Annotated in this window: 23 protein-coding genes; 22 read left to right on the top strand and 1 reads right to left on the bottom strand. The window is 63.0% G+C overall.

Going from position 1 to position 24542, the window contains the following annotated elements:
* Positions 1-20: 20 nt before the first annotated feature.
* From rpe to queD, 6 genes are all read left to right on the top strand, one after another.
* A complete protein-coding gene (rpe, locus tag QNJ86_RS12880) occupies positions 21-731 on the top strand; it encodes a ribulose-phosphate 3-epimerase (protein WP_283833050.1) in 711 nt (236 codons plus the stop codon).
* Position 732: 1 nt separating this feature from the next.
* The gene (locus QNJ86_RS12875; protein WP_283833049.1) at positions 733-1941 is read left to right on the top strand and encodes a cysteine desulfurase family protein; all 1209 of its coding nucleotides are present in this window, start codon (positions 733-735) and stop codon (positions 1939-1941) included.
* A gap of 5 nt (positions 1942-1946) precedes the next feature.
* A complete protein-coding gene (locus QNJ86_RS12870; RefSeq protein ID WP_283833048.1) occupies positions 1947-2756 on the top strand; it encodes a histidinol-phosphatase HisJ family protein in 810 nt (269 codons plus the stop codon).
* Between the two features lie 196 nt (positions 2757-2952).
* Positions 2953-3843 (top strand): Nif3-like dinuclear metal center hexameric protein, encoded by an 891-nt coding sequence (locus QNJ86_RS12865; protein ID WP_283833047.1) that lies wholly within the window; start codon positions 2953-2955, stop codon positions 3841-3843.
* 50 nt (positions 3844-3893) lie between these two features.
* Complete coding sequence (locus tag QNJ86_RS12860) at positions 3894-4613, top strand: zinc ribbon domain-containing protein (RefSeq protein WP_283833046.1); 720 nt, start codon at positions 3894-3896, stop codon at positions 4611-4613.
* Positions 4614-5054 carry a 6-carboxytetrahydropterin synthase QueD gene (queD, locus tag QNJ86_RS12855; protein WP_283833045.1) on the top strand — a complete coding sequence of 147 codons (441 nt, stop codon included), beginning with the start codon at positions 4614-4616 and terminating at the stop codon, positions 5052-5054. It abuts the gene before it with no gap.
* A gap of 260 nt (positions 5055-5314) precedes the next feature.
* On the opposite strand, the gene rpmB is transcribed toward queD, so the two are convergent.
* Complete coding sequence (gene rpmB / locus QNJ86_RS12850) at positions 5315-5506, bottom strand: 50S ribosomal protein L28 (RefSeq protein WP_080145143.1); 192 nt, start codon at positions 5504-5506, stop codon at positions 5315-5317.
* Between the two features lie 228 nt (positions 5507-5734).
* Here rpmB and QNJ86_RS12845 point away from each other — a divergent pair, with 228 nt between their 5' ends.
* From QNJ86_RS12845 to smc, 16 genes are all read left to right on the top strand, one after another.
* On the top strand, positions 5735-6082 hold the full coding sequence (locus tag QNJ86_RS12845; RefSeq protein WP_283833044.1) for an Asp23/Gls24 family envelope stress response protein: 348 nt from the start codon (positions 5735-5737) through the stop codon (positions 6080-6082).
* Positions 6083-6183: 101 nt separating this feature from the next.
* Positions 6184-7818 carry a DAK2 domain-containing protein gene (locus QNJ86_RS12840; protein ID WP_283833043.1) on the top strand — a complete coding sequence of 545 codons (1635 nt, stop codon included), beginning with the start codon at positions 6184-6186 and terminating at the stop codon, positions 7816-7818.
* A 54-nt stretch (positions 7819-7872) separates the two neighbouring features.
* Positions 7873-10077 carry an ATP-dependent DNA helicase RecG gene (locus QNJ86_RS12835; RefSeq protein WP_283833042.1) on the top strand — a complete coding sequence of 735 codons (2205 nt, stop codon included), beginning with the start codon at positions 7873-7875 and terminating at the stop codon, positions 10075-10077.
* Between the two features lies 1 nt (position 10078).
* Entirely contained in the window at positions 10079-10672 is a 594-nt protein-coding gene (gene rsmD, locus QNJ86_RS12830) for a 16S rRNA (guanine(966)-N(2))-methyltransferase RsmD (RefSeq protein ID WP_283833041.1), read from the top strand.
* A 24-nt stretch (positions 10673-10696) separates the two neighbouring features.
* A complete protein-coding gene (gene coaD, locus QNJ86_RS12825; RefSeq protein ID WP_283833040.1) occupies positions 10697-11176 on the top strand; it encodes a pantetheine-phosphate adenylyltransferase in 480 nt (159 codons plus the stop codon).
* Between the two features lie 344 nt (positions 11177-11520).
* On the top strand, positions 11521-11994 hold the full coding sequence (locus QNJ86_RS12820; RefSeq protein ID WP_283833039.1) for an ATP synthase subunit B family protein: 474 nt from the start codon (positions 11521-11523) through the stop codon (positions 11992-11994).
* The gene (locus QNJ86_RS12815) at positions 11994-12545 is read left to right on the top strand and encodes a YceD family protein (protein ID WP_283833038.1); all 552 of its coding nucleotides are present in this window, start codon (positions 11994-11996) and stop codon (positions 12543-12545) included. Before QNJ86_RS12820 ends, QNJ86_RS12815 begins: the two co-directional genes overlap by 1 nt.
* 537 nt (positions 12546-13082) lie before the next feature.
* Positions 13083-13454 carry a GntR family transcriptional regulator gene (locus tag QNJ86_RS12810; protein WP_283833037.1) on the top strand — a complete coding sequence of 124 codons (372 nt, stop codon included), beginning with the start codon at positions 13083-13085 and terminating at the stop codon, positions 13452-13454.
* Entirely contained in the window at positions 13447-14313 is an 867-nt protein-coding gene (locus QNJ86_RS12805; protein ID WP_283833036.1) for an ATP-binding cassette domain-containing protein, read from the top strand. Before QNJ86_RS12810 ends, QNJ86_RS12805 begins: the two co-directional genes overlap by 8 nt.
* Entirely contained in the window at positions 14313-15023 is a 711-nt protein-coding gene (locus QNJ86_RS12800) for a hypothetical protein (protein WP_283833035.1), read from the top strand. The genes QNJ86_RS12805 and QNJ86_RS12800 overlap by 1 nt, the downstream gene beginning before the upstream one ends.
* A gap of 80 nt (positions 15024-15103) precedes the next feature.
* On the top strand, positions 15104-16402 hold the full coding sequence (locus QNJ86_RS12795; protein WP_283833034.1) for a chloride channel protein: 1299 nt from the start codon (positions 15104-15106) through the stop codon (positions 16400-16402).
* A 5-nt stretch (positions 16403-16407) separates the two neighbouring features.
* On the top strand, positions 16408-18303 hold the full coding sequence (locus QNJ86_RS12790) for an ABC transporter ATP-binding protein (RefSeq protein WP_283833033.1): 1896 nt from the start codon (positions 16408-16410) through the stop codon (positions 18301-18303).
* 337 nt (positions 18304-18640) lie between these two features.
* The gene (gene rpmF, locus QNJ86_RS12785) at positions 18641-18820 is read left to right on the top strand and encodes a 50S ribosomal protein L32 (protein ID WP_283833032.1); all 180 of its coding nucleotides are present in this window, start codon (positions 18641-18643) and stop codon (positions 18818-18820) included.
* 134 nt (positions 18821-18954) lie between these two features.
* Complete coding sequence (plsX, locus tag QNJ86_RS12780; protein ID WP_283833031.1) at positions 18955-19968, top strand: phosphate acyltransferase PlsX; 1014 nt, start codon at positions 18955-18957, stop codon at positions 19966-19968.
* A 145-nt stretch (positions 19969-20113) separates the two neighbouring features.
* The gene (rnc, locus tag QNJ86_RS12775) at positions 20114-20959 is read left to right on the top strand and encodes a ribonuclease III (protein WP_283833030.1); all 846 of its coding nucleotides are present in this window, start codon (positions 20114-20116) and stop codon (positions 20957-20959) included.
* Between the two features lie 4 nt (positions 20960-20963).
* On the top strand, positions 20964-24518 hold the full coding sequence (gene smc, locus QNJ86_RS12770) for a chromosome segregation protein SMC (protein ID WP_283833029.1): 3555 nt from the start codon (positions 20964-20966) through the stop codon (positions 24516-24518).
* Positions 24519-24542: the final 24 nt, after the last annotated feature.

Below are 24542 nucleotides of genomic sequence, written 5' to 3'. Positions count from 1 at the left end.
AAACGGATAAGGAGTGCCGTATGTTCGAACCGGTGAGAATAGCGCCGTCCCTTCTGTCGGCCGATTTCATGAACCTTGGGCGAGACGTTGCGCTGATCGAAGAGGCAGGCGCGGGGTTTGTGCACGTCGATGTCATGGATGGCCACTTTGTGCCGAACCTCACCATGGGTGTGCCCGTGGTGAAGCAGTTGAAGAAGGCCACGTCACTGCCGCTTGACGTGCACCTCATGATTGCGAACCCCTTAGAGCAACTGCCGTGGTTTCTGGATGCGGGCGCGGATTATGTCACCGTTCACGCCGAGGTGCTGGACGCCGATGGCCTCGCACGCGCTCTTGCTTCCATTCATGCCGCGGGTGCGAAGGCGGTGGTCAGCCTGAAGCCGCGCACGGGTGTGGGCGCGTTGGCGCCGGTCATTGCCGATGTGGACATGGTGCTGGTCATGAGCGTGGAACCTGGCTTCTCGGGCCAAAGCTATATTGAAGGCAGTGAGGACAAGGTGGCGCGCGTGGTTGAGATGGCGCGCGCGGTGGGCGCGAGCCCGCTTGTCCAGGTGGACGGCGGCATTGGACCTGCGACGGCCGCGCGTGTGGCTGCGGCGGGGGCTGATGTGCTCGTGTGCGGCAACGCCGTGTTCGCCACGCCTAACCCGGCTGCCGCGCTCGCCGAGGTCGCGCGCATTGCCGACGAGGCGCGCCTGGCCGCTTTGGCGGCGGAAAAGGAGGCGCGCTAGCATGGCGTTTGACCCTGAGACCTACGTGTATTTGGACTGGGCCGCCACTGCGCCGCTCTGCGAGGAAGCCGCGGCCGCCATGGAGCCCTACCTGCGCAGCGGGCGGGCGAACCTGGCGCTGGGTGGCAATGCGAACTCGCTGCATGGGCCTGGGCGCGCCGCGTTCGCCGCGCTGGAGGATGCCCGCCGCTCGCTCGCGCATGACCTGGGTGCATCCCGCCCGGACGAAATTGTGCTCACCTCGGGTGCCACCGAGGCCGACGACATGGCGGTACTGGGCATCGCGCAGGCCGCTGCCGCCGAGCGTCGCCGCGCGGGCGCGGGCAGCACTTTTCAGCCGCACGTCATCACCTCGGCGGTGGAACACGACGCGGTGCTGGCGCCCGCAAAGCGTCTGGAGGCTTGGGGCTTTCGCGTGACGCGCTTGCGGCCCAACCGCCAGGGCTTCGTGGAAGTGCGCGCACTGGAAGAGGCGCTTGATGGCGACACCGTGCTCGTGTCGGTGCAGGCTGCGAACTCCGAAGTGGGCAGCATTCAGCCCGTGGCCGAACTTGCACGCGTGACGCACGCGGCGGGCGCGCTCTTCCACACCGACGCCGTGCAGGCGCTTGGGAAGGTGCCGCTAAACGTGGTGGAACTTGGCGTGGATGCCGCGTCGTTTTCTGCGCACAAGGTGGGTGGCCCCAAGGGGGTTGGTGCGCTGTACCTGAAGGCGCGCACGCCTTTTGAACCGCAGGCGCTTGGCGGCGGCCAGGAGTCGGGGCGGCGCAGCGGCACGCAAAACGTGTGCGGTGCGGCGGGTTTTGCGGCTGCGTGTCACGCGGCGTGCGTGGCGCAGGAGGCCGAAGCGGCGCGTCAGCGCGCTCTGCGCGACAGGCTGTATGCGGGCCTTTCCGCAGTTCGTGGGCTCGAGGCCACGGTGGAGGTTGAGCCGGGCAGCGAGGACTTTTTGCCGAACATCGTGCATGTTCTGGCCGACGGACTTGAGAGCGAAACGCTGGTGCTGCGCTTCGACATGAAGGGCTTCGGTGTGGCGGGTGGGTCGGCCTGTGCGTCGCACTCGCTTGAGCCGAGTCACGTGCTACGCGCCCTCGGTGTGGATGCCGACCGCGCCCAAGGAGCCCTGCGCCTGTCAATGGGGCGCGGCACCACTGAGGCCGACATTGACGTCTTCTTGGCTGCCGTGCCATCCGTTTTGAGTTGGGGATGAGTGACATGGAACTGGTAACCACCCACACGCACACCTCGTTTTGCGGCCACGGCGAAGGCACGGTGGAAGAACTCGTGAGCGCGGCTGAGGCTGCCGGCGTCACCACCATTGCGGTGACCGAGCACTATCCGCTGTCCGCCGCGTTCGACCCGAACGCCTACCTGTCCATGCCCGCAGAGCGTGTGGGGGAATACCTCGATGCCGTGCAGGAAGCGCGCCGTCGCCACCCCAACGTGGAAGTGATTGTGGGCTGTGAGCTGGACTGGCTCGGTGCCGACGAAGATCGCGTCATTACTGCGGCTGACCTGGCTCCCTTTGAGCTGGTGTTAGGCTCGGTGCACTTCGTGGACGCCTGGCCCTTCGACGATCCTGCGCAGCGCGACCGCTGGGACGAGTTGGGCGCGCCGGATATCATTTGGCGGCGTTACTTCGACCTGTGGTGTGACGCGGTGTCGTCCGAGGTGCCCTTCGATGTGATGTCGCACCCCGACCTAGCGAAGAAGTTCGCCTATTACCCCAGCTACGACGTCACGCCGCTCTACGAGCAGGCCGCCGAAGTGTGCGCCGCGGCGGGCCGCATGGTAGAGGTGAACACGTCGGGGTCGTACTACGCCTGCAAGGAGATGTTTCCCGCGCCGGAGCTGCTGGCGGCCTTCTGTCGCGCGGGCGTGCCGTGTACGGTGGGCACCGACGCCCATACGCCTGCCAACGTTGTGCGTGACGTTGAGCAGGCCTATCGCCTCATGGCGCAAGCTGGTTATCGAACGGTAACGGTCCCGACGGCCGATGGCGACCGGCGCAGCATTATGCTTTAGGTTCCGCGGGCTTACAGCCCGCGGAACCTGCCGACGCTGCGGTTGTCTGTGGCACCCGATCTTCGCGCGATCGCGAAGACTCGCGTAGCGAAGTACGCTTCGCCTTCGCGATCCCCCGAATCTCGGGTGCTACAGACAACCTCGCTGACTTACTAGCGCCAACCTGGAGGTTGGTTTTGATGAAAGGAAGATGGCTATGGTTGGGAAGAAGAAGGAGCAGGGCGGGCTGGCGCAGCGGGCGTCGGGGCCGCTTTCCAAACAGGTGAATCCTGTGACCGTGGGCGCGCTTGAGCAGGCGCTTCTGCGTGACTTCCCGGCGGCAGATGCCGAGGAATGGGATCGCACGGGTATAACCGTGGGTGACCCGGCGCGCCTTGTGGAGGGGGTTGCCGTGGCGCTTGACCCCACGGTGGCGGCCGTGGAGGAAGCGGCCGACAGGGGTGCAAACGTGCTGGTGACGCACCACCCGGCGTTTTTGACGCCGCCCGATGCGTTCTCGCCGGCCTCGTCGGTGGCGGCGAACCCGGGCGCGCTTGTGTGGGCCGCGGTGGCGCGCGGCGTGGCACTGCTTTCGTATCACACGGCGCTCGACGTGAGCGCCCAGGCCCAGCGCATGCTGCCCGGCATGCTGAACCTCTCGTTCAAAAGCGTGGTGGTGCCGCTGGCTTCATCGCGCCGCAAGGGCTACGGGCAACTGTGCACGGTTCGTGCGGCCGACGACCCGCTCACGTTGGGCCAGCTGGCAGCGCGGTGCACATCCGTATTCGCACGTCAGCCGCGTGTGTGGGGCGACTTCTCGCGCGAACTTGAGCGCGTGGTTACCTGCACGGGCTCGGCGGGCGAAGTGGGCAGCGCGGCCCTGCGCGCGCAGGCGGACTGCCTCGTGTGCGGCGAGGTGAAGTACCACGACGCGCTCGCGCTCTCGCAGGCGGGTCTTGCTGTGGTTGAGCTGGGCCACGACACCAGTGAACTGCCGCTCACGGCTATTCTGGCTGCCGCGGTGGAAGGCGCCGGCATACCCGGCGAGCGTATTACTATTCTCGATCAGACGGAAAACTGGTCGTATCCAGAGACGACGCGCGTCTAGGCGCGTCGCGGGGGGAGCGCGCAAGCGCCATCACGAAGAGAAGGAAGCACATGCGAGCAACAACCGAGGAACTGGCAACACTGCTGCGAATGCAGCAAATAGATTTGGAACTTTTGAAAGCGAAAAAGAAGCTGGATGAACTGCCTCAACGCGCGACCATTCTGGAAGCACGCCAGAAAAAGGCGTCCATCGAACAGAAGCAAAAGCAGGTGGCTGAGCTGCGCGCGAAGGCTAAGGCGCAGGTAAGTCAGCTTGAGACTGAGGACGCCACGCTCGCTGAGAAGCAGCGCCATGTGCAGGAAACCATCGACGCCTCCCGCGGCGACTACCGCAGCGTGGAGGCGCATTCCAAGGAGCTCAACGGCTTCGCCAAGCGCCGCAACACGCTGGAGGAAAAGCTGGCGAAGGCCGGCGAGGAACTGGCGAAAATTGAGGACGTGCAGTCCCAGGTGAAGCGCGCTCTTGCCGGCATTGAGCGGCAGGAAGCGGCGGCCATCGCCTCGTTTCGCGAAGAGGGCGGCGCGCTGCAGGACGACATCGGGCGTGCCAGCGCCGAACGCGCGGCATTGGCGGCCGACCTCTCACCTGAGCTGCGCGATGCCTACGAGCAAACCGCCGCGCGCACGGGTGGCGTGGCGGTGGGTCGGCTGATGGAGGGCCGCTGCGGCGTGTGTCGCGTCGTCATCGACGGCGGGCGCCTGATTGACCTCAAGTCCCAAGCGCCGCTTGGCGTCTGCCCGCACTGCAAGCGCCTGTTGGTGGTGGCATAAATGGATATCACGCACAACGCTTTGTACGAGGGCCCCGGAAAGCTGTCGGGCAGCATGCACCTGCACGGCGGCGGCCACTACGAACTCACGGTGAAAGACCACTTCGACGCAGCCCACGCCCTGCCGGGCTACGATGGCCCGTGTCAGTACCTCCATGGACACACCTGGGAAGTGGAAGTGGTTATCGCCGGCCAACACCTCGACGAGGTGGGTATGCTCTACGATTTCAAGGACATCAAGCGCGACCTGCACCAGTTGCTGGAAAACTTCGATCATCGCTGCTTGAACGACGTGGCCCCGTTCGACGAGATCAACCCCACCGCCGAACACCTTGCCCGCGTGATGTTCTACGAACTAGAAAAAACTCTCCCCGCCCACATCTCCCTCGTAGAGCTATCCGTCTGGGAAAGCCCCATAGCGAAAGTAACCTACCGCCCGTAAGAGGCGCCCCTCTAAACACCAAAAAAGCCCGCGAAAGCGGGCTTTTTCATCACATCAACAATCTCCACCTCACAGGTAGATCTCCACATCTCCCCGGTTGGCGTAGTAAAACAGCGAGAAGGGTCCTGGCACTGAAGATCGCCCCGTTTCGCGGCCGAGCGTGCTTTGCACGTGAGGGTAAGCGAAAAAGGAGCGAGATTCGGTGCCAGGACCCTTCGCAGCGTCGACCAGTTCCGCCGTTCGGAGAACGGCGGAACAAGTTAAGCTCGTTCGACCTTGCCGGCCTTCATGCACTTCGTGCAGACGTTGGCCTTGCGCACGTGGCCTTCCTTGTCCTTGATGGTGATCTTCTGCACGTTGGGACGGAACACGCGGTTCGTCACGCGGTGCGAGTGGCTGACGTTGCGCCCTGCGACCGGGTGCTTTCCGCAAACTTCGCAAACTTTCGACATCGTTATCACTCCAGGTTCGTTTTGTTTCCGCACGGCTGAAAGCCGTTGATGACAAAAAAGCCCTCATACTATAGCACATAAAACGAGAGCCCTACAAGAATTTTTCGTGTAGTATGGTCGGCGTTGCGAGCAGGCGCGTCGCACAGCCTTCCGAGCTTGCGGTATACTTCGTCCATAGTTTAGCCGTACCCACGCGGACGTGCGCCCCGCGTTTCGAAAGGACGAGCCATGAGTACAACGATACCCGGCAATCTCCACGTTGCCAACGACGTTTTGGCCGATATGGTCGGCAATGCGGCGCTTGAATGTTACGGCGTCGTGGGCATGGCGGCACCGTCGGCCGCCGACGGCATCGCCAAAATTCTTCCTACCTCCCGCCTGCGCCGCGGCGTGGTGGTCACGTCCACCGAGGCGGGCATTCACGTGGAACTGTACGTGGTCATTGAGTACGGCACCAACATTACTACGGTGTCGCAGAACCTCGTTGACCAGGTGACCTTCGCCCTGAAAGAGTACGCGCGCGTGCCGCTTGACAGCGTTGAAGTGCATGTGCAGGGCGTCAAGGTGCGCAAGTAGCGCATCAAGCGATTAAGAGATGAGCGCCGCTCCAGGGGGCTGCCCGCGGGTGCGGGCCGAGCGGCGCGAAGCTGAACGCCGAGAGAGAGATAAAAACCACCATGTCAGATTCCTATACCGTGAACGATCTGCTGAATGCCATTGCTGCTGCAAGCAAAACGCTGAGCGCGCGCAAAGATGAGATCAACCGCTTGAACGTGTTCCCCGTGCCCGACGGCGACACGGGCACGAACATGTCGTTGACGCTGGAAACGGTTGTTGACAACCTCGCGCAACTGCCCATTGGGGCTGCTGGCGCGGACATTCGCAAGGCCATTACCACCGGTGCCCTCATGGGCGCGCGCGGCAACTCGGGCGTTATCACGTCCCAGATTCTGCGCGGCCTCTGCGAAGGCAGCGTGGGGTATGACGCCATGAGTGCGGAAAGCATTGATGCGGCGTTCTCGCACGCCGTTGACGTGGCGTTTCAGGCGGTGCGCAAGCCGGTGGAGGGCACTATCCTTACCGTGCTCAGGGATAGCGCGGCCGCTGCGAAGCATGCGCGCAAGAAGAAGTTCTCCACCGACGAGGCGCTTGAGGCCGTGGTGACTGAGGCGTACGCGTCGGTGCAGCGCACGCCCGATCTGCTGCCGGTGCTGAAGGACAACGGCGTGGTGGACGCGGGTGGCTACGGCCTCGCGATCTTCTTTGACGCGTTCGCCGCGGCGCTCACGGGCAAGGAAGGGCCGCTCGGCGACGAGCTGGCGTTCGCGCGTGCCACTGCGCCGAAGGTGGAGATTGAGCAGATCAACGACTGGGAAGGCTCGGCGTATCGCTACTGCACCGAGTTCTTGGTGCACTCCGATGACATCGACGAGGAAGCCGCCAAGGATTTCTTGCCTACGAAGGGTGACTGCGACCTCATGGTGGGCATGCATCCCAACTTCAAGGTGCATGTGCACACGAATCGCCCCGATGAAGTGCTGGGCTACTTCCTGAACAATGGCGCGCAAATTTCTGAGGTGCACATACATAATATGCAGCTGCAGAGCGCGGCGCGCACCGACGCATTGGCCAGCGAAGAGCAGGTGGAACACAAGCCGCTTGGGTTTGTGGCCGTGGCGGCGGGCGAGGGCAACGCGAAAATCCTCAAGAGCCTGGGCGTGGACGTGGTGGTGTCCGGCGGGCAGACCATGAACCCCTCCACGAAGGATTTGCTGGATGCCGCAAACCAGGTGAACGCGGATGCGGTCATCATTTTGCCGAACAATAAGAACATTATCATGGCTGCTCAGAGTGCCTGTGGGCTGTCCGAGCGTCCGTGCGCGGTGGTGCCCACCACCAGCGTGCCGCAGGCGTTCTCGGCACTGTTTGGGTTCGATGAGTCCGCCAGCCTTGATGAGAACGTGGAGGCTATGACCGAGGCCTACGCCGATGTGCGCACCGGCGAGGTGACGTGCGCCATCAAGGACGCGAAGGATGCGCACGACAACCCTATTCGCGAGGGCGATGTTATAGGTATCGCGGATGGCTCCATTGAGGCGGTGGGCACCGACGTGGCTGACGTGGTTATGGACTTGCTCGCGCATATGGATGCCGCCGAGGCCGACACGCTCACGCTGTTGGCGGGCGAGGACTTGGACGACGCAGCGATGGACGCGCTGGTCGCCCGCATCGAGGAAGCCTACGACGAACTGGAGATAGACGCCCACCGCGGCGACCAGCCGTTGTATCCCGTCGTGATGTCGGTTGAATAGGGATTGTGTCGCTCGAAGAGCGACACAATCCCCTGGCAGTAGGGACGACCATCTTTGTCGATTGAGGACAACAAAACACCTGACCGCTTGGTGGCTACGCTTGCGCTCGACGAATCAGTCGGGCGCGTGCGTTTGGTGAGCCCAATGCGCGCGCGGGCGCTGGAGGTGCTCGGCGTGCGCACGGTGCGCGACTTGCTGACGCACTTTCCGCGTCGCTACATTGACTTGTCCCGGCGTGAAACCGTGGCTTCGGCGGTCATCGGCGAGCAGTGCACGGTGGAGGGTTCGATACATGAGATCAAGCTCAAGCGCCCGAAGCCAAAGTTGCCACTCGTGGAAATCACCCTGGTAGACGGCACGGGCACCCTCATGATCACTGCGTTTCGGCAACCCTGGCTCATGGATTCGCTCAAGCCTGGCATGCGCGTGGCGGCGGCCGGTAAGCTGGAATTCAACTACGGCTTCAAACGCATGACAAACCCTTTTATTGAGGCAGTGGATGGCGGCGAAGGCTCCACCACGGGTATGATCATCCCCGTGCACCCGGCCACCGAGAAGTTGTCAACGGCGTGGATTCGGCGGCTTGTGGGCAACGCGCTGGATCATGCCGCCGGCATGTACGATCCGCTGCCGTTGGAGTTGCGCGCGAAGTATCGCCTGATGAGCAGGGGGGCGGCGCTGGCATCCATCCATTTTCCGCACAGTATGGATGAGGTGCGTGAGGCGCGGCGGCGCTTGGTGTATGAGGAACTTCTGTTTCTGGAACTCATGCTGATGGAAGAGGGTCGCGCCCGCGCCGAGGGGCGTACGCCCGTACAGCACGTGACAGACGGCGCACACCTGCGGGCGTTTGCGGCGGCGCTTCCCTATGAACTCACCGACGAGCAGAAGGCGGCGCGCGACGACATTCTGGCTGCGCTCGCGGCACCCCACACGGCGAACCATCTGCTGCTGGGTGATGTGGGTACCGGCAAAACCGTGGTGGCGGCGCATGCGCTTGCTGCGGCGGCCGACTCGGGTGGGCAGGCGCTGCTCATGGCACCCACCGAGGTGCTTGCGCGCCAGCACGGCCAGAACCTCGGGCCGCTGTTTGACGTGGCCGGCATTACCTGTGAAGTGCTGACGGGTTCCACGCCTGCTCCTGATCGTGAGGCTCTTCTTGCGCGCGTGGCGGCCGGTACGGTTGACGTGCTCATCGGCACGCACGCGCTGCTGGAGGACGACGTGCAGCTGGCGCGCTGCACGCTGGTGGTCATCGACGAGCAGCAGCGCTTCGGTGTGGATCAGCGTGCGAAGCTCTTGGCGAAGGGTGATGCGCCCGACGCGCTCTACCTCACGGCCACGCCCATTCCGCGCTCGCTTGCGTTGGCCCTGTTCGGGAACTTGACGCTGTCCTATATTAAGTACCGCCCGCATGATACGTCTGCGCGCACGACGAAGGTGCTCTCGAAGCAGGAGCGCGGACGCGCCTACGACGCGGCGCTTGCGGCGCTCGGGCGCGGCGAGCAGGTGTATGTGGTGTGCCCGCTCGTGGGTGCGTCAGCCGATGAGCGCGACGCTAAGGCAGGCAAGCGTGCAGCGCGCGAGGGTGACGAAGACGAGTATGTGTACGCTGCCATCAGTATTGAGGACGACGCGGACTTGGCTGAGGGCAACGTGGCTGCCGCTGAGCGCGAAGCGGCGTTCTTGCAGGAAAAGACGTTTATCGACTACACGGTTGACTTGCTGCATGGTCGTCTGCCTTCTGCTGAAAAGCAGGAGGTCATGAGGCGGTTTCGCGAGGGTGAGTCCCAGGTACTCGTGGCTACCACGGTAATTGAGGTGGGTATGGACGTGCCCAACGCCACGGTCATGATTGTGGAAGATGCCGACCGCTTCGGCTTGTCGCAGCTCCATCAGCTGCGTGGACGCGTGGGGCGCGGCGAGAAGCCCGGCGAGGTGTACCTCGTCAGCGCCTCGCGCACCGATGCGGCGCTGCAGCGCCTTTCGGCCATGGAAACTACCGACGATGGCTACGAACTGGCAGCCTACGACCTGTCGCTGCGCCGCGAGGGCGACATTTTGGGCAACCGCCAGCACGGCGCTTCGGCGCTCAAGCTGGTAAATGTGGTGCGCGACGGTAAGGTGATCGAGGCGGCACACGCCGACGCGCGTGCGCTTCTGGAAGAGGATCCGCACCTTGAGGCACCCGCGCACCGGGCGCTCGCGCGGGAGGCGCGGCTTGCGTTCAAGCGGGCCGGAGAGGTGCAAGGGGGCTAACATGCGCATTATCGCAGGTGAATTTCGGGGGCGCACCATCAAGGCGCCGAAGGGGGAGGGCACGCGCCCCACGACCGACCGCGTGCGCGAGTCGCTTATGAGCAGCGTGAACAGTGCGCGTGGCGGCTTCGAAGGCGCCGTGGTGCTGGACGCGTTTGCCGGCTCGGGGGCGCTCGGGCTTGAGGCGCTGTCGCGCGGAGCGGCAAACGCCCGCTTCTGTGAACGTGATGGCGCGGCCTTCAAAGTGGTGTGCGCAAACGTGGAGGCGCTTGGTCTTGGTAGCACCCGCGCGCGCGTGGTGCGCGCCGACGTGGTGAAGGAGCCGCCGCGTGGCGTTCGTCCGCCCTTCGACCTGGTATTTCTCGACCCGCCCTACGCGCTTTCGGCGCAAGAGGCGCTGGGCGTGCCCGCGGCGCTTGCCGCCCACGGGGCGCTTGCGGAAGACGCGCTCGTGGTGTACGAGCATGCTTCTGCCAGTAACGCCGATGCCGATGCGGCTGCCGCCGCGTGCGGACTTGCGCTTGCGTCGCGCAAGAAGTACGGCGATACTGTCGTGGATATCCTGCGCCCCGTCGCACCGAATGACCCCGAATAACGCGAAGAAACGGAAACCCCTCACATGAAACGAGCACTCACTCCCGGCACATTCGACCCCATCACCAGCGGGCATATGGACGTCATCACGCGCGCCGCGCAACTGGTGGATGAAGTGGTGGTGGCCGTGGCCGCCTCGCCGAAAAAAAACCCGCTGTTCACGCTTGAAGAACGTGCCGAACTGGTGCGCCAGGCAACGAGTCATCTGCCTAACGTGCGCGTGGAGCCCTTCGATGAGCTGCTGGTGGATTTCGCTGAGCGCATGGAGGCAAACGTGGTGGTGAAGGGGCTGCGCGCCATCACCGACTTCGAATACGAATTCCAGATGACCGCGCTCAATTATCAATTGAACAAGCAGTTGGAGACCGTGTTTATCATGTCTCCGCCGCAGTATATGTACCTGTCGTCGTCCATCGTGCGCGAGATTGCAAGCCTTCACGGCGATGTGGAAGGCTTCGTTCCCGACTGCGTGAAAGAGGCGCTTGAGCGCAAATTCGCTTGCTAGTGTGCGTGTGTTTCTCCCTTGCGACGAGGGAAAACGCCATCCCCCTGGCAAAACCGGGCACAGCGCGGCAGGAGGGGGAGCGAGGTTGTATGCTGATGGCTGGCGAAGGAAATGCGCGGGCGACCCGTAGCTTGGGGCAGGGGAATGCGCGGCGTGCGCGCCCGGATAACGGGCGGGTGACGAAAGCGTATCAGGGGGCCTCCGACCGGGTAAAATGTGCGCGCTTTGTGCAGTGACGTTGGGCTTGCCCGTCAAACCTGCTAGAATGCTATGACGCATGTGCGCAGCAGGTCGTTGCGCGCCAACACACTTGAAACGCAGCACGCTTGGGTGGAAGGAACATCATGGACGAAACAGGAGTCTTGGGGCTGCTTGAAGAGCTCTCGATCCTTCTCGAGGACTCGAAGCCGGTTTTCGGCAAAAGCAACATGCGCCAAGTCGACATCGCGGCAGCGTTCGAGATCATGGATGAGATTCGCGATACGTTCCCGAGCGAATTCGCTCAGGCGCGTCAGATCGTGCGCGAGCGCCAGAGCTTGCTCGACGACGCCGAGGCCGAGGCGAATCGCATGATTGAAGACGCGCGCAGCCAGGCCATGACCATTGCCAGCGAGCAGGAGATCGTCCGTATCTCCCAGCAGCAGGCCGATCAGATTCTCGCCGACGCTCGCGAGCTGGAGCGTCAGACGCGCGCCGGTGCGGAAGATTATGCCGACGAGGTGTTTGGTCACGTGGAGCAGAGCCTTGACACGCTGCTCAACAACGTGCGCCGCTGTCGTGACCGCCTGAACGCGAACTCTCTCGCCGCAGGTCGCTGATGGATTCCACGCGTATTCATATTCCGCCCGAGCTGTTTGCACCGGCGGAATGCCAGCATTTTGAGGGCTCCTTTGCGGAACCCGTCATGAAGGCGGGCCCCGATCTGTACGACTTCGACGGCCCCCTTGCCTGGCAGGTTGATGTGTCGAACACGGGCGACGCGCTGCTGGTCACCGGCACGGTGGAGGGCGAGGCGAAGACCTCGTGCGCCCGCTGCCTGAATGAGTTTCCGCTGTCGGTAACGGGTGATATCGAAGGCTACTTTTTGCTGGATGCCGAAAAGGCCGCTCCTGAGGATATGGACGACGACGAGTTCGACGTTTTGCCGGCGGATAACATCATCGACCTGGAGCCGCTCATTCGCGCCGCGCTGCTGCTGGAGTTCCCCCTGGTGCCGCTCTGCGAAGACGACTGCAAGGGACTGTGCCCCACCTGCGGTGCCAACCTCAACGAGGGCCCCTGCAACTGCGCCCCCGCTGCCGAAGACTCCAACGAAGAACCCCCCAACCCGTTCTCCGTCTTAAAAGATTTCCCCTTCGATAACAACTAAATCCTCCCACACACCAAGCAAAACCAAAACGGGCCCTCCAAGGCCCGTTTTTTCATGGTAGGCAGCAAAAGCTCCCTCTGGCCTGTTTCCACGAGTTACCTTATATAGTTGTCTCTTTTAGTCATAGTATAGTTGCCACCTTGAGTTGCTTTTTAATTCCCCTTACCAATTTTCAGCAACGAATTTTTCGTTGCAGCTATCAGAAACCAGTCTCAACAAATCACTTTTATAAGAACCATTTTTCTTTCATTAACCATTTTTTCACCGATTATTCTTTCGCCAACCATTTTTTGAGTGTCACTTTTCGGCGGTCTCTTTTTGACGATCGATTTTTTGACGATTGATTTTTTGGTGGTTTGTGGGTTTGAAGTTGGGGGAGAAGGGGTGTGACCTGGAGTGATCGTAGGTGTTTCGCACGTGGGTGTTTCACGTGAAACATGATGATTATTATTTCACTTGACGAATGGGAGAGGGAGCCTCTAGAATGTTAGTTAGTTACTTGAGTAACAAACCATCGAACTAGAAACGGGCCAAGGAATGAATGTCGATCCGAGTAGGGAAACGCCGCTGTTCATTCAGATTGCGGAATCGATCGAAGACGAGGTGTTTACCGGCATCTATGCGGAAGGTGACCGCGTGCCCTCCACCAATGAGGTGGCGGCGCTCTTCGGCATCAACCCGCATACGGTGCTCAAGGGTATGAACATCCTGGTGGACGAGGGGATCATCCACAAGCGGCGCGGCATGGGCATGTACGTGAGCGACGGTGCACTCGATGCCATCCGCGCGAAACGCCAGGCCGCGTTCGCCAAGCGCTACGTGGATACCCTCGTTACCGAGGCGCGCAAGCTGGGCATGACGAAGGAGCAGGTACTCGCGCTCGTTGAGAAAGGGTTGGACCATGAGTGAAGAACGCGGCATCCGCGCTGAAGGCGTCACCAAGCGCTACGGCCACACCAAGGCGCTCGACAACGTTTCGCTCACGTTCGAGCCGGGAAAGATCCACGCGCTGCTCGGCCGCAACGGAGCGGGAAAGTCCACGCTTCTGGGCATCGCGTCGAACCGCCTGTTCCCCACGGAAGGGCGCGTGCTTGTGGACGGCGAACCCGTGACGGAGAATCCGTCGGCGCTTGCCAAGGTGTATGCGCTCGGGCCGTGCGACCTCTACCCCGACACCTGGCGGGTTGACAAGCTCTACCAAAAGTTGGCCGCCTTCTATGAAGGCTTCAACCCGCACACGGCGCTGTCTATCGCGGAGCAGTTCGGCCTTGAAACTGACGTAACCGTTGATGCGCTTTCAACGGGGTATCGCACGGTGTATCGCCTGGCCATCGCGCTTGCTACCACCGACGACTACCTGCTGCTCGATGAACCAGTGCTCGGTCTCGACGCGAATGCGCGTGAACTGTTCTACCAGTTGCTACTGGAGGATTACCTGGAGAAGCAGCGTACGATCATCGTAGCCACGCACCTCATCGAAGAAGTGGCGAGCCTTGTGGAACAGGTGACGGTCATCGACCACGGGCACGTGCTTCTGCAAGCCTCGGCAGAAGAGTTGCGCGCGAGTGGCTACAGCGTGTCCGGCCGCGCGGAAGACGTGGACGCGTACTGCGAAGGTCGCGAGGTACTTGGCGTTGACGAACTGGCTGGACTCAAGGTGGCCTACCTGCGAGGCACGTTCGATGCTGTGGCAGCAAATGAGCGGCTCACGTTCGCCCCGATGAACCTGCAAAAGCTGTTCGTGAAGCTGACGGAAAGGAACAACTGATGACTAAATTCAAGGTGGCCGTGCGCTACGTGCTAAAAAAGCTTCTGAAACAAAGCGCCCTCTTCGTCGTATGCACGGCGATAGGTTTGGCTGCACTTCAGCTGCTCTTCAGCGTACTCGGATATGGGTTTGTCAGCTTCAGTGGCGTGGATTCTTTTATCATCATATTTCTTATATTTTGGACGGTGATAACATTTGGAAAAGACGCTGGTTTCTTCCTGCAAAGTGGACTGACGCGTTGGGAGATGTTTTTGATCTTCGCGCTGGCGGTGGTAGCGGAAGCATTTCTGTTCGCACTTCTTTCGGTGGTGTTGGCGCTGGTCATGCAAGGGTTATGGCCCGGGCATTCTCTCTTATACACAACGGGTTCCTTCGTACTTACCGTATTTATCCAGGTATTCCTGCTGAACTTTGCGGTGGCGTCCTGTGCGCTTGCTGCGACGGTACTCCAGCGGCGCATCGGCACGGGGTGGACGGCGGTGGTGGTGATTGGCCTGTTCTTTTTCGTGACCATAGGACTTCCTGCTCTCTTCTCGCTCTTCATTGGCGGCATAGAGGCATACGGCACTTTTATGGCTTCATTGATGGGGTCGCCTTACGCGCCAGCGTTGCCCGCTGTGCTCTACTTGGTTGTCTCGCTTGCAGCGTTAGCTCTCACCTGGTTACTCCTGCGGCGGGCGAACGCTGACCGTTTTGCGGCGGGGCGGTAACGGGTTTGTTTGTGGTCTCGCCGCCGCACGCCGCGCACGTACCATAGTGCGGATGCAAGCGGCGGCGAGGGAGGCGAACGGTGGGCGAAGAGCGCGGGTTCGATGGCGGACAAATCGCTCGCCACATTGTGTTTGCCGTGGTCATTGGCGCGGTGGGCGCGGGCGCATCCATCCTGCTCTCGCTTGCGGTTGATCTCGCAAGCAGCCTCTCAAGCCGCTTTTCCTGGCTGCTTTTCGCGCTGCCGGTGCTCGGCGTGCTCTCGCTCTTTCTCTACAAGCTACTGAAACTGCCTGTGAACCTGGCCACAGACACGGTGGTGAACGACATGCGCGCCAACCGCCGCGTGCCGGCTGCGCTCACGCCGGGCATCCTTGCAGGCACGTGCCTCACCGTGGTGGGCGGCGGATCGGTGGGCAAGGAGGCCGCGGTCATGCAGATGGGTGCCTCGCTCGGCGCGACTGTGGGCCGTCCGTTTAAGCTCTATGCCGTTCGCCGTGAACACCGCCGCGAAGGTCTGCTTGAGGGGTACGCCGCCGCGTGCGGTATGGCGGCGGCATTCAGCGCGCTGTTCTTCGCCCCGCTTGGTGCGGCCATGTTCGTGCTCGAACTCGTGCGCTTCAAGGGCTCGGTCGCGCGTCACGCGGCCACGATGCTGCTTGCGTCGTTTGTGGCCTACGCCATCGCAAAACCCATTGGCATAGGCGATGCCATCCCGGCGGTTGCCATGCCGGCGCTTTCGTGGGAAACGATGGCTGAATGCCTGGTGGTGGGCCTCGCGTGCGCGGGGGCGGGCGCGCTTTTCGCGGCAGGGCTCACGGGCACGCGGCACCTCATGCGCACGCGCGTGGGGAAGCCCCTTGTTGTGGTGGTTGTCGGCGGTCTTATCATTGTGGCGCTGGTGCTGGCATGCTCGTGGCAACGCTTCGAAGGAACCGGCGCTCCACTTTTAATGGGAGCGCTCGCGGGGCATGCAGGATCCGGCGACTTCGCCGTGAAAGCGCTGCTCACGGTATTGGCGTTGGGCTTTGGCTTCAAGGGCGGCGAAATCATGCCCATGTTCACCATCGGTGCGCTTTTGGGGTGCGCGCTCGGACAGCTTGCGGGCGTGTCGGCGCCGTTTCTGGCGGCGGTAGGCATGGTATCGTTCTTCGCGGCCGCGAGCCGCTGCTCCCTTGCGGCATTTCTCATGGGTGCGGAAATCTTCGGCCTCGCAGCCGTGCCCTACGTAGCAGTGGGCGTAGCCGCAGCATACTTGGGTAGCCGCGACTTCGGCGTGTTTGGCCACGGCCTGGTAAGCCACCTCGTACGCCTCCGCACCCGCGCTCGCGCCGCTGCGCAGAGGGAGCGCTCTGCGCTGAGCGGGAAAGAGGTACAATAGCCCTCATGAATACCAAACAAAATCCCAGTCCATCGCCGCTGGCGGATGAGCCGCAGGTTTCCGCACGTCAGGTGCTTGCGCGCTTCGCGAGCTACTACAAGCCTTACACGTTTCTCTTCGTGTTCGACCTCGTCTGCGCCACGGTGCTTGCGGCGGTGGACCTCGCGTTCCCCCAGTTCCTCAACTTTTTCACGAAGGACTTCTTCCTGAGTTCACCCGAGGTCATTGTGAGTTCGCTCGGGTGGATAACGCTTTTGTTCGTGGCGCTGTATGCGTTGCGCACGGGCTGTCAGTACTTCATCACCAGCTGGGGACACATCATGGGCGCGCGCATGGAGGCCGACATGCGCCGCGACCTGTTCGGCCAGTACCAGCGCCTGTCGTTCAGCTATTACGACCGCAACAACACCGGTGAGATGATGAGCAAACTACTCACCGACCTGTTCGACATTTCGGAGCTGGCGCATCACGGGCCGGAGAACCTGTTTATCTGTATCTTGAAAATTGTGGGCTCATTCGCGCTGTTGTTCCTGATCAACGTGCCGCTCACGGCTATCATGCTGGGAGCCACGGTGCTGCTGGCGGCCTACGCGTTTTGGCGCAACTACAAAAAGCGCGTCATCTTCACCGAGAACCGCAAGAAGATGGCCGACATCAACGCGCGGCTGCAGGATTCGCTCGGCGGCATTCGCGTGGTGAAGTCGTTCGGCAACGAGGGTGTGGAAATCAAGAAGTTTGCGCGCACGAATGAGCGATTTGTGGCTACCAAGGAGAGCTCGTATCGGTTCATGGGGTCGTTTCATGCGGTGAACTCGGCGTTTACGGGCGTGCTGTACACGGTGACCATCGTGGGCGGCGGCTACTTCGTGGCGCAGGGTACGCTTGCGGTGACCGACCTGGCCATATACGCCCTCTACATCGGCATTTTCCTGTCGCCCATCGAGCAGCTGATCAACTTCACCGAGCAGTTCCAGAAGGGCTACGCGGGCTTTCGCCGCTTCATGGAGGTGCTGGCTGTGCGGCCCGACATCGCTGATGCGCCGGATGCGGTGGACTTGAATGCGGCGGAACGTGCCCGGCGGCGTGAGGAACGTCATGCCGGTGCGGCCGACGGGGCAGCGGTGGTGTTCAGCGGCGCGAGTGCTGACGCGGAAGGGTTTGTGGCGGGGGCCGTACGCTACCGCGACGTGCATTTCAGCTACGATGGCGAACATGAGGTGCTACGCGGGCTTGACCTGGCTATTCCGGCGGGCACAAACGTGGCGCTGGTGGGCCCGTCGGGCGGCGGCAAAACCACCACATGCTCGCTGCTGCCGCGTTTCTACGACCCTGCCAGCGGCAGCGTGGAAATTGACGGCATCGACATTCGCACGGTTACCGTGGAATCGCTGCGCGACGCCATCGGCATTGTGCAGCAGGACGTGTACCTGTTCGGCGGCACTATTCGCGAAAACATTGCGTATGGTCGCCCCGAGGCCACGACGCCTGAGATTGTGGAAGCGGCGCGGCGCGCGAGCATCCACGACTTCGTGCTGAGCCTGCCGGATGGCTACGACACGTTCGTGGGGGAGCGCGGCGCACGCCTGTCGGGCGGGCAGAAGCAGCGCATCGCCATCGCGCGCGTGTTCTTGAAGGACCCGCGTATCCTTATTCTTGATGAGGCCACGAGCGCGCTTGACAATGAGAGCGAACGCGCCATCCAGAAGTCGCTCGAAGAACTGTCTGCCGGTCGCACCACGCTTGTGATTGCCCACCGCCTGTCTACCATTCGCAACGCCGACCTTATTGCCGTGGTGGAAGACGGTCGCGTAGCCGAACAAGGCACCCACGACGAACTACTGGCCCTGGGCGGCACGTATGCCAACTACTATAAGATGCAGTTCGGCGGAGTGTCATCGTGACACAGCCCCCCCCTGTCATCCTGAGCGAAGCGAACGCAGTGAGCGGAGTCGAAGGATCCCGTGTGGTGCTAACCGTGAGATTCCCAGCTGACGCCACTCGGGATCCTTCCCCTACGGGACTAGCTTCGCGTCGCGACTACGCGCTTCGCGCTCCGCTCAGGATGACAAAGGGAGCAAGCTTATGAACCAGCTTATGAATCCTGCGTGCGGTTTGGGGAAAGTGGGGGATTGGTACTTGCGGTAAGGGTGTTCCTTTGGTACTATACCGTTTCGCGTGTTTACCAAGCGAGAACGAGCGGCCAAGTTCGCTCGACTTACCTGAAGGAGATAGAGGATCATGGCAGTACCTAAGCGCAAGATGGGCCGCATCCGCACCCACAACCGTCGTAGCAGCAACGACAAGATCGCGGCGCCCGCTCGTTCCGTGTGCCCGCAGTGCGGCGAAGTGAAGCTTCCGCACCGCGTGTGCCCGAACTGCGGTTTCTACAAGAACCGCGAGGTCATCGAGACGGAATAGCACCAGCCCGTCCCGGCGCATGAGTGCCGCTATGACAGCCTCCTCGCACGTCAGCGCAGCGCTGATGCGCGGGGAGGCTTTCTTTGTTGCCACCCATGCCCATGCTGCGAAGCGTCGTGAGAGTGAGGTTTCACATGTCTGAGAACATCCGTATCGCCGTTGATGCCATGGGCGGCGACCATGCGCCCGACGTGGTGCTGGAAGGCGTTGCCCAGGCGCTGGCGGCCGACGCTGGCCTCACGGTTATCCTGTGCGGTCCCGCTCGCGTGGTGGAACCTTTCGCCGCGGCGCACGAGCGCTGCGAGGCGCGTGTGACCACCGAGGTCATTGGCATGGGCGAGCACCCGGCCGAAGCGGTGCGCAAGAAGAAGGACTCGTCCATCGTGGCGGGCTGCCGTCTGGTGAAAGAGGGCGCGGCGCAGGGCTTCTTCTCTGCGGGCTCCACAGGTGCATGTCTGGCCGCGGGAACGCTCGTCATGGGGCGCATCAAGGGCGTGGCGCGCCCGGCGCTTGCCACGGTTATCCCGTCGCCCGTGCGTCCGGTGGTCATGTGCGACGTGGGGGCAAACGCCGATTGCAAGCCCGCCTACTTGGTTCAATTCGCGCAGATGGCATCCATCTACGCCGAGAAAGTGGTGGGTATCCACAGTCCGCGCGCGGCGCTGCTCAACATCGGCGAGGAAGACACCAAAGGCTCGCAGTTCGCCCAGGAAGCGCACGCGCTGCTGAAAGAGCAGCTGCCGAACTTCGCTGGCAACGCCGAGGGTGGCGACATTCTGGCCGCCACCTACGACGTCATCGTCACGGACGGCTTCACGGGTAACGTGTGCCTCAAAACCATCGAAGGCACGTCAAAAACCCTGTTCAAAACCCTCAAAGGCATCATGCTGAAAACGCCGCTCACGAAACTGGGTGCTCTCACTATCAAAGGCGGCCTCAAGCAACTCATGGCCCAGGTGAGCCCCGACACCTACGGCGGCGCGCCGCTTCTCGGCGTGAAGGGAGCGCTTTTGGTGGGGCACGGCTCGTCGAACGCCTTCGCCATCAAAAATGGCGTGCTGACCACGGCGGGCATTGTGCGCGCGGAGGTTTCTGAAATAATCGCGCAGACGGTGGCTGCGGGCGCGTCCTCGGCTACAATGGACTGAACGACCGAAGAGCCTTGAGCCGTCCGGCCGCGCCGGGGTTCTTCGCGCACGGTGCTGCCTTGCTGTGGGCAGTTCGCGTCGCTGACAAGCACCAACGGGAAATACTGTACAACACAACGCACAACCTATAGAGGGCCGATTCTTCATGACACTGACCGAAGAGCAAGAGCGTAAGCTGGCCAGAGCGCAAGAGATACTCGACTACCGTTTCGATAGCGAGCACCTTTTGCTCTCTGCCATCACTCATCCCTCGGCGACCGAGGGAAAGTCCGTCAAGTACTCCTACGAGCGCCTAGAGTTTCTTGGCGACAGCATACTGGGCGCCATTGTGGCCTCCATCGCCTTCCATCGCTTCCATGACCTGGACGAAGGCGGGCTCACGCGCATCAAGGTGGCGCTCGTGTCGGGAGCGAGCCTGTCGGATGTGGCCGCGGGCCTTGGGTTCGCCGACATTATTGTGTTCGGCTCGTCGGAGACGGGCACGGGCAAGCGCGGGCTGCACTCGGCGCTGGAAAACGTATACGAAGCCGTGGTAGCGGCGCTGTATCTGGACGGCGGCATTGAGGCGGCGTGCACGTTTGTGGAGCGTACCCTCATCCCGCGCATGTCCATGGACATGGCGCGCGAGCCGGAAAACCCCAAAAGCGCGCTGCAGGAAAAGCTGCAAGAAGACGGCATCACGCCCACGTATAAGCTGGTGGAGACGCAGGGCCCGCCGCACGACCGCACGTTTGTGGCGCAGGTGTTTGCCGGCAGCCAGGGCCTTGCGCGCGGTACCGGCCGCACGAAGAAGGAAGCCGAAAGTCAGGCGGCGAAGAGCACGCTGGCTCGTTTGGGCGAGTTCTTCGGCTTGGGCGTAGACGAAGAGACGCGCGCCGAGAAGGCCGAGGCGGCCAAGCTGGCGAAGGCGGAGAAGGCGGCTGCGAGGGCCGAGGAAAAGGCGCGCAAGAAAAACGAGCGCGCCCAGGCCAAACAGCGCAAGCAGGGGTAGGCCTGTGTACCTGAAGTCGCTTGTTCTCAAAGGATTCAAATCGTTTGCCGACCGCAGCGCGCTGTCGCTTGAGCCGGGCATCACGGCGGTGGTGGGGCCGAATGGCTCCGGCAAGTCGAACATTTCCGATGCGGTGCTCTGGGTGCTGGGTGAGCGCAACGCGAAGAACCTGCGCGGCCAGGCCATGGAGGACGTTATTTTCGCGGGCTCGTCGGCGCGCAAGCCGGTGGGCATTGCCGAGGTTGACCTGGTGCTGGACAACTCGGACGGCACGCTGCCAGTCGATTTTTCCGAAGTGGCCATCACGCGGCGCATGTATCGCTCCGGCGAAAGCGAATACCTGATCAACGGCACCACGGCGCGCCGCATGGACGTGCTCGACATCCTGCACGACACGGGATTGGGCACGGGCACGCACTCTATTATTAGTCAGGGCTCGCTCGATTCCATTCTGCAATCGAAGCCGGAAGACCGTCGCGCGCTCATTGAGGAAGCGGCGGGCGTTCTCAAGCACAAGCAGCGCAAAGCGAAAAGCGAGCGCAAGCTGGAGCACATGGACGCGCACCTCACGCGCGTGAAAGACGTGGTGGCCGAGGTGGAACGTCAGCTGGGGCCGCTTGAGCGCAAGGCGAAGCGCGCGCGGGCCTACCAGGAGCTTTCGGCCGAGCTTTCGGAACTCACGCTGGCGCTGGCGGTGGATGATCTGCGGGTGCTCCAGCGCGCGTGGGATGAAGCGGTGGCGCGTGAGCAGGCGCTCGACGAGGAGTTGGCAACGCGTAAGGCTGCTATTGCCGAGGCCGAGGCGCGTGCAGAAGAGTTGCAGGAACGCATTCGTCGTGAGAGCGCGGACGCGGGTGAGTTGGCGAAGAGTCACCGGCGGGCTACATCGGCGGTGGAGCGCTTCGACGGCGCCACGCTGCTGTTGCGCGAGAAGCGCCGCGCCGCGCAGGACCGCGAGGCGGAGTTGCGCGTGGAGCTGGAGGCGGGCAAGGCGAAGCGCGCCACAGCTGAGGCTGAGCGGGCGCAGGCTGCGGCTCAGGTGGAAGAGGTGCGCGGAGCGCGAGCGCGTGCTGATGAACAGGTGGAACGCCTAGCTGCTGAGCGCTCCCAGGCTGCTGAGCGCCGTCGAGCGCTCGAGCGCGAGGTGGAGGAGCTTACGGCTCTGCGCCGCACGCAGGAGCGCGATCGCGACCAGGCGAAGCGCGATCAGGCGGCCACGCAGGAGGCGCTGTCAAACGGCTTGGCGCACGTGAAGCTGGTTGACGGCCGGCGCCAGGAGTTGGAGTTGCAACTCAAACACGCGCAGGTGGAGGCTACCGAGCGCGCGCGGGTTGCCGAAGAGCGCACTGCGGCGCTTTCCGCGCTTGCGGAGCGCGAGCGCGTGGCGCGCGAGCGGGTGGGCGCGGCGTTTACAGCCCGCGAGACGGCGCGCGCGGCGCTTGACGAGGCGCGCGATGCCGAACGTTTGCTGGCGTCGCAGATCAAGGGCATGGAAGAGCTGGAGCGCGCGAGCCAGGCGGCGGGCCCTGCGCTTTCGTGGCTGTTGGAACATGAGGACGAACTCGCCTGCGGTATTGCGCCGCTGTCGCACGCCGTGTCGGCACCGGAAGGCTTGGAGGCGCTTGTTGAGCGGCTTCTGGGCGCTGATGTGGCGGCGCTGCTTGTGCACGACGCCGCTGCGGCGCGTACCGCTGCCGATGCGCTCACCGAGCGCGGTGAGTCGGGCGATGTGGCGCTGGTCATGCGCACCGACGAGGCATCATGCGTCCGCACGCCCGCCCGCCATACCACGGTGGGTCGCGCGCTTGTGGATGAACTCACCTATCCGGCCGAGGCTGCGCGCGCGGTTGAAGCGCTTCTGGGCGATGTGGTGGTGTGTGAGAGCTTCGACGAAGCGCTTGCTGCTCACGCGCGCGACGCGGCGCGCCTGCGTTTTGCGGCGCCCGATGGCCGCGTGGTGTGGCCGAGCGGCAAGGTGTGGGTGCCGGGTGCCGCCGATGCGGAGGGCGAAGGCGTGCTTGCGCGCCACCGTCACCTGGAAGAGCTGCGCGGACAGCTGTCTGCGGCCGAACGTGAGCGCACTGGTGCTGAAGAAGCTGCTCGCCAGGCCGAAGAGGCCTACCGCGCCGCCCAGACGGAAAGCTTGAAGCTGTCGCAGGAGCTGGCTGAGTTGCGCGGCACCGTGCAGTCGGCCACCGCCGACGCAGAACAGGCCGAAGCGCGCCTTGTCTCGGTGCGCCGCGAACTGGAAGACGTGGAGCGTCAACGTGCCGAAGCCGACCGCGCCGTGGCTGATGCGCGCCCCAACGTGGAAGAGCTTGCGCGGCGCGTCGAAGCGCTTGAGCGCGCCATGGACGAGGCCCGCGAAACCTTGGCTGAAAAGCAGGATGCCGTGGTGCCTCTGCGCAAAGAGGCCGCGCGCCTGAACGAGGCGCTCAACGAGGCCAAGCTTAAGGCGGCCACGCTGGCCGAGCGCGAAACGTATGCTGCCCGCATCGTGGATGCCCGTGAGCGCGATATCGCCCAGGCCGATGCCGCCGACATTGAGGCGCGCGAAGGTCTGGTGCGCAAGCGGGTAGCGCAGCGACGCGTGGAGCCGCTGCTGGCCGTGCTGGATGACCTGGCCGAAGGCGCTCGCCGCCGCACCCGTGCGTTGGAAGACGCCGCAAACGCTGCCCAGGACGCCGCCGGTGGCATGCACGCCGCCGCGAACGAGGCTCGCGCCGCCGCCCGCGCCGCGCACGACGCCTTCGATGAGACCAACGCCCGCATGGGTCAGGCCCGCGTCGACAAGGGGCGCCTGGAAGTGCAGGTAGAGGCCGCGGTGAACGCCATCGTCCACGACTGCAAGACGCCGCTCGACCATGCGCTCGATCTGCCGGCCCTGGAGGATAGGGGAGCGGTGGAAGACCAGGCGTTCAAGCTGCGCCGCCGCATCGCGAACATGGGCACCATCAACCCGGATGCCGCCGAAGAATACGAGCGCCTGCGTGAGCGCTACGACTACCTGGCCGCTCAGCTTGCCGACCTCGAAGGCGCTCGCCGCGCGCTCGGCAAAATCGTGCGCGTCATTGACGCCCGCATGAAAGACGACTTCATCCGTACGTTCGAGGCGGTTAGCAAAAACTTCAGCGAAATATTTGCCGTGCTGTTCCCCGGTGGGTCGGCGGAACTCTCACTCGTGGATCCCGAGGACTTGGAAAACACCGGCGTGGAAGTGACGGCCCAGCCGCGCGGTAAGCGCATCACGAAGATGATGCTCATGTCTGGCGGCGAGAAGTCGCTCACGGCACTCGCGCTGCTGTTCGCGGTGTATCGCATTCGCGCCACACCGTTCTACATCCTCGACGAGGTGGAAGCCGCGCTCGACGACTCGAACCTGCGCCGCCTCACGGCTTACCTCCAAACGCTGCGCGACTCCACGCAGCTCATCATGATCACCCACCAGCGCCGCACCATGGAAATGGCCGACGTCCTTTTCGGCGTCTCCATGCAAGCCGACGGCGTCACCAAGGTAGTCAGCCAAAAACTCGAACACGCCCTGGCCCACGCGGAATAATCTCACCCCCTGTCATCGCGTACG

The sequence above is a fragment of the Gordonibacter faecis genome, assembly GCF_030077735.1.
Classification (GTDB): Bacteria; Actinomycetota; Coriobacteriia; order Coriobacteriales; family Eggerthellaceae; genus Gordonibacter; species Gordonibacter faecis.
Note: the sequence above shows the minus strand (reverse complement) of the source record. Positions and strands in the feature narration are given on the sequence as shown.

Excerpts from the sequence above, each read along its gene's own strand:
- QNJ86_RS12805 (WP_283833036.1), top strand. The coding sequence starts at position 13,447 with ATGAGTGAAGAACGCGGCATCCGCGCTGAAGGCGTCACCAAGCGCTAC.
- queD (WP_283833045.1), top strand. The coding sequence starts at position 4,614 with ATGGATATCACGCACAACGCTTTGTACGAGGGCCCCGGAAAGCTGTCG.
- QNJ86_RS12810 (WP_283833037.1), top strand. The coding sequence starts at position 13,083 with ATGAATGTCGATCCGAGTAGGGAAACGCCGCTGTTCATTCAGATTGCG.
- rpe (WP_283833050.1), top strand. The coding sequence starts at position 21 with ATGTTCGAACCGGTGAGAATAGCGCCGTCCCTTCTGTCGGCCGATTTC.
- QNJ86_RS12820 (WP_283833039.1), top strand. The coding sequence starts at position 11,521 with ATGGACGAAACAGGAGTCTTGGGGCTGCTTGAAGAGCTCTCGATCCTT.
- QNJ86_RS12800 (WP_283833035.1), top strand. The coding sequence starts at position 14,313 with ATGACTAAATTCAAGGTGGCCGTGCGCTACGTGCTAAAAAAGCTTCTG.
- QNJ86_RS12815 (WP_283833038.1), top strand. The coding sequence starts at position 11,994 with ATGGATTCCACGCGTATTCATATTCCGCCCGAGCTGTTTGCACCGGCG.
- coaD (WP_283833040.1), top strand. The coding sequence starts at position 10,697 with ATGAAACGAGCACTCACTCCCGGCACATTCGACCCCATCACCAGCGGG.
- rsmD (WP_283833041.1), top strand. The coding sequence starts at position 10,079 with ATGCGCATTATCGCAGGTGAATTTCGGGGGCGCACCATCAAGGCGCCG.
- rpmF (WP_283833032.1), top strand. The coding sequence starts at position 18,641 with ATGGCAGTACCTAAGCGCAAGATGGGCCGCATCCGCACCCACAACCGT.
- QNJ86_RS12845 (WP_283833044.1), top strand. The coding sequence starts at position 5,735 with ATGAGTACAACGATACCCGGCAATCTCCACGTTGCCAACGACGTTTTG.
- rpmB (WP_080145143.1), bottom strand. The coding sequence starts at position 5,506 with ATGTCGAAAGTTTGCGAAGTTTGCGGAAAGCACCCGGTCGCAGGGCGC.
- QNJ86_RS12840 (WP_283833043.1), top strand. The coding sequence starts at position 6,184 with ATGTCAGATTCCTATACCGTGAACGATCTGCTGAATGCCATTGCTGCT.
- QNJ86_RS12865 (WP_283833047.1), top strand. The coding sequence starts at position 2,953 with ATGGTTGGGAAGAAGAAGGAGCAGGGCGGGCTGGCGCAGCGGGCGTCG.
- QNJ86_RS12790 (WP_283833033.1), top strand. The coding sequence starts at position 16,408 with ATGAATACCAAACAAAATCCCAGTCCATCGCCGCTGGCGGATGAGCCG.
- rnc (WP_283833030.1), top strand. The coding sequence starts at position 20,114 with ATGACACTGACCGAAGAGCAAGAGCGTAAGCTGGCCAGAGCGCAAGAG.
- plsX (WP_283833031.1), top strand. The coding sequence starts at position 18,955 with ATGTCTGAGAACATCCGTATCGCCGTTGATGCCATGGGCGGCGACCAT.
- QNJ86_RS12870 (WP_283833048.1), top strand. The coding sequence starts at position 1,947 with ATGGAACTGGTAACCACCCACACGCACACCTCGTTTTGCGGCCACGGC.
- QNJ86_RS12875 (WP_283833049.1), top strand. The coding sequence starts at position 733 with ATGGCGTTTGACCCTGAGACCTACGTGTATTTGGACTGGGCCGCCACT.
- QNJ86_RS12860 (WP_283833046.1), top strand. The coding sequence starts at position 3,894 with ATGCGAGCAACAACCGAGGAACTGGCAACACTGCTGCGAATGCAGCAA.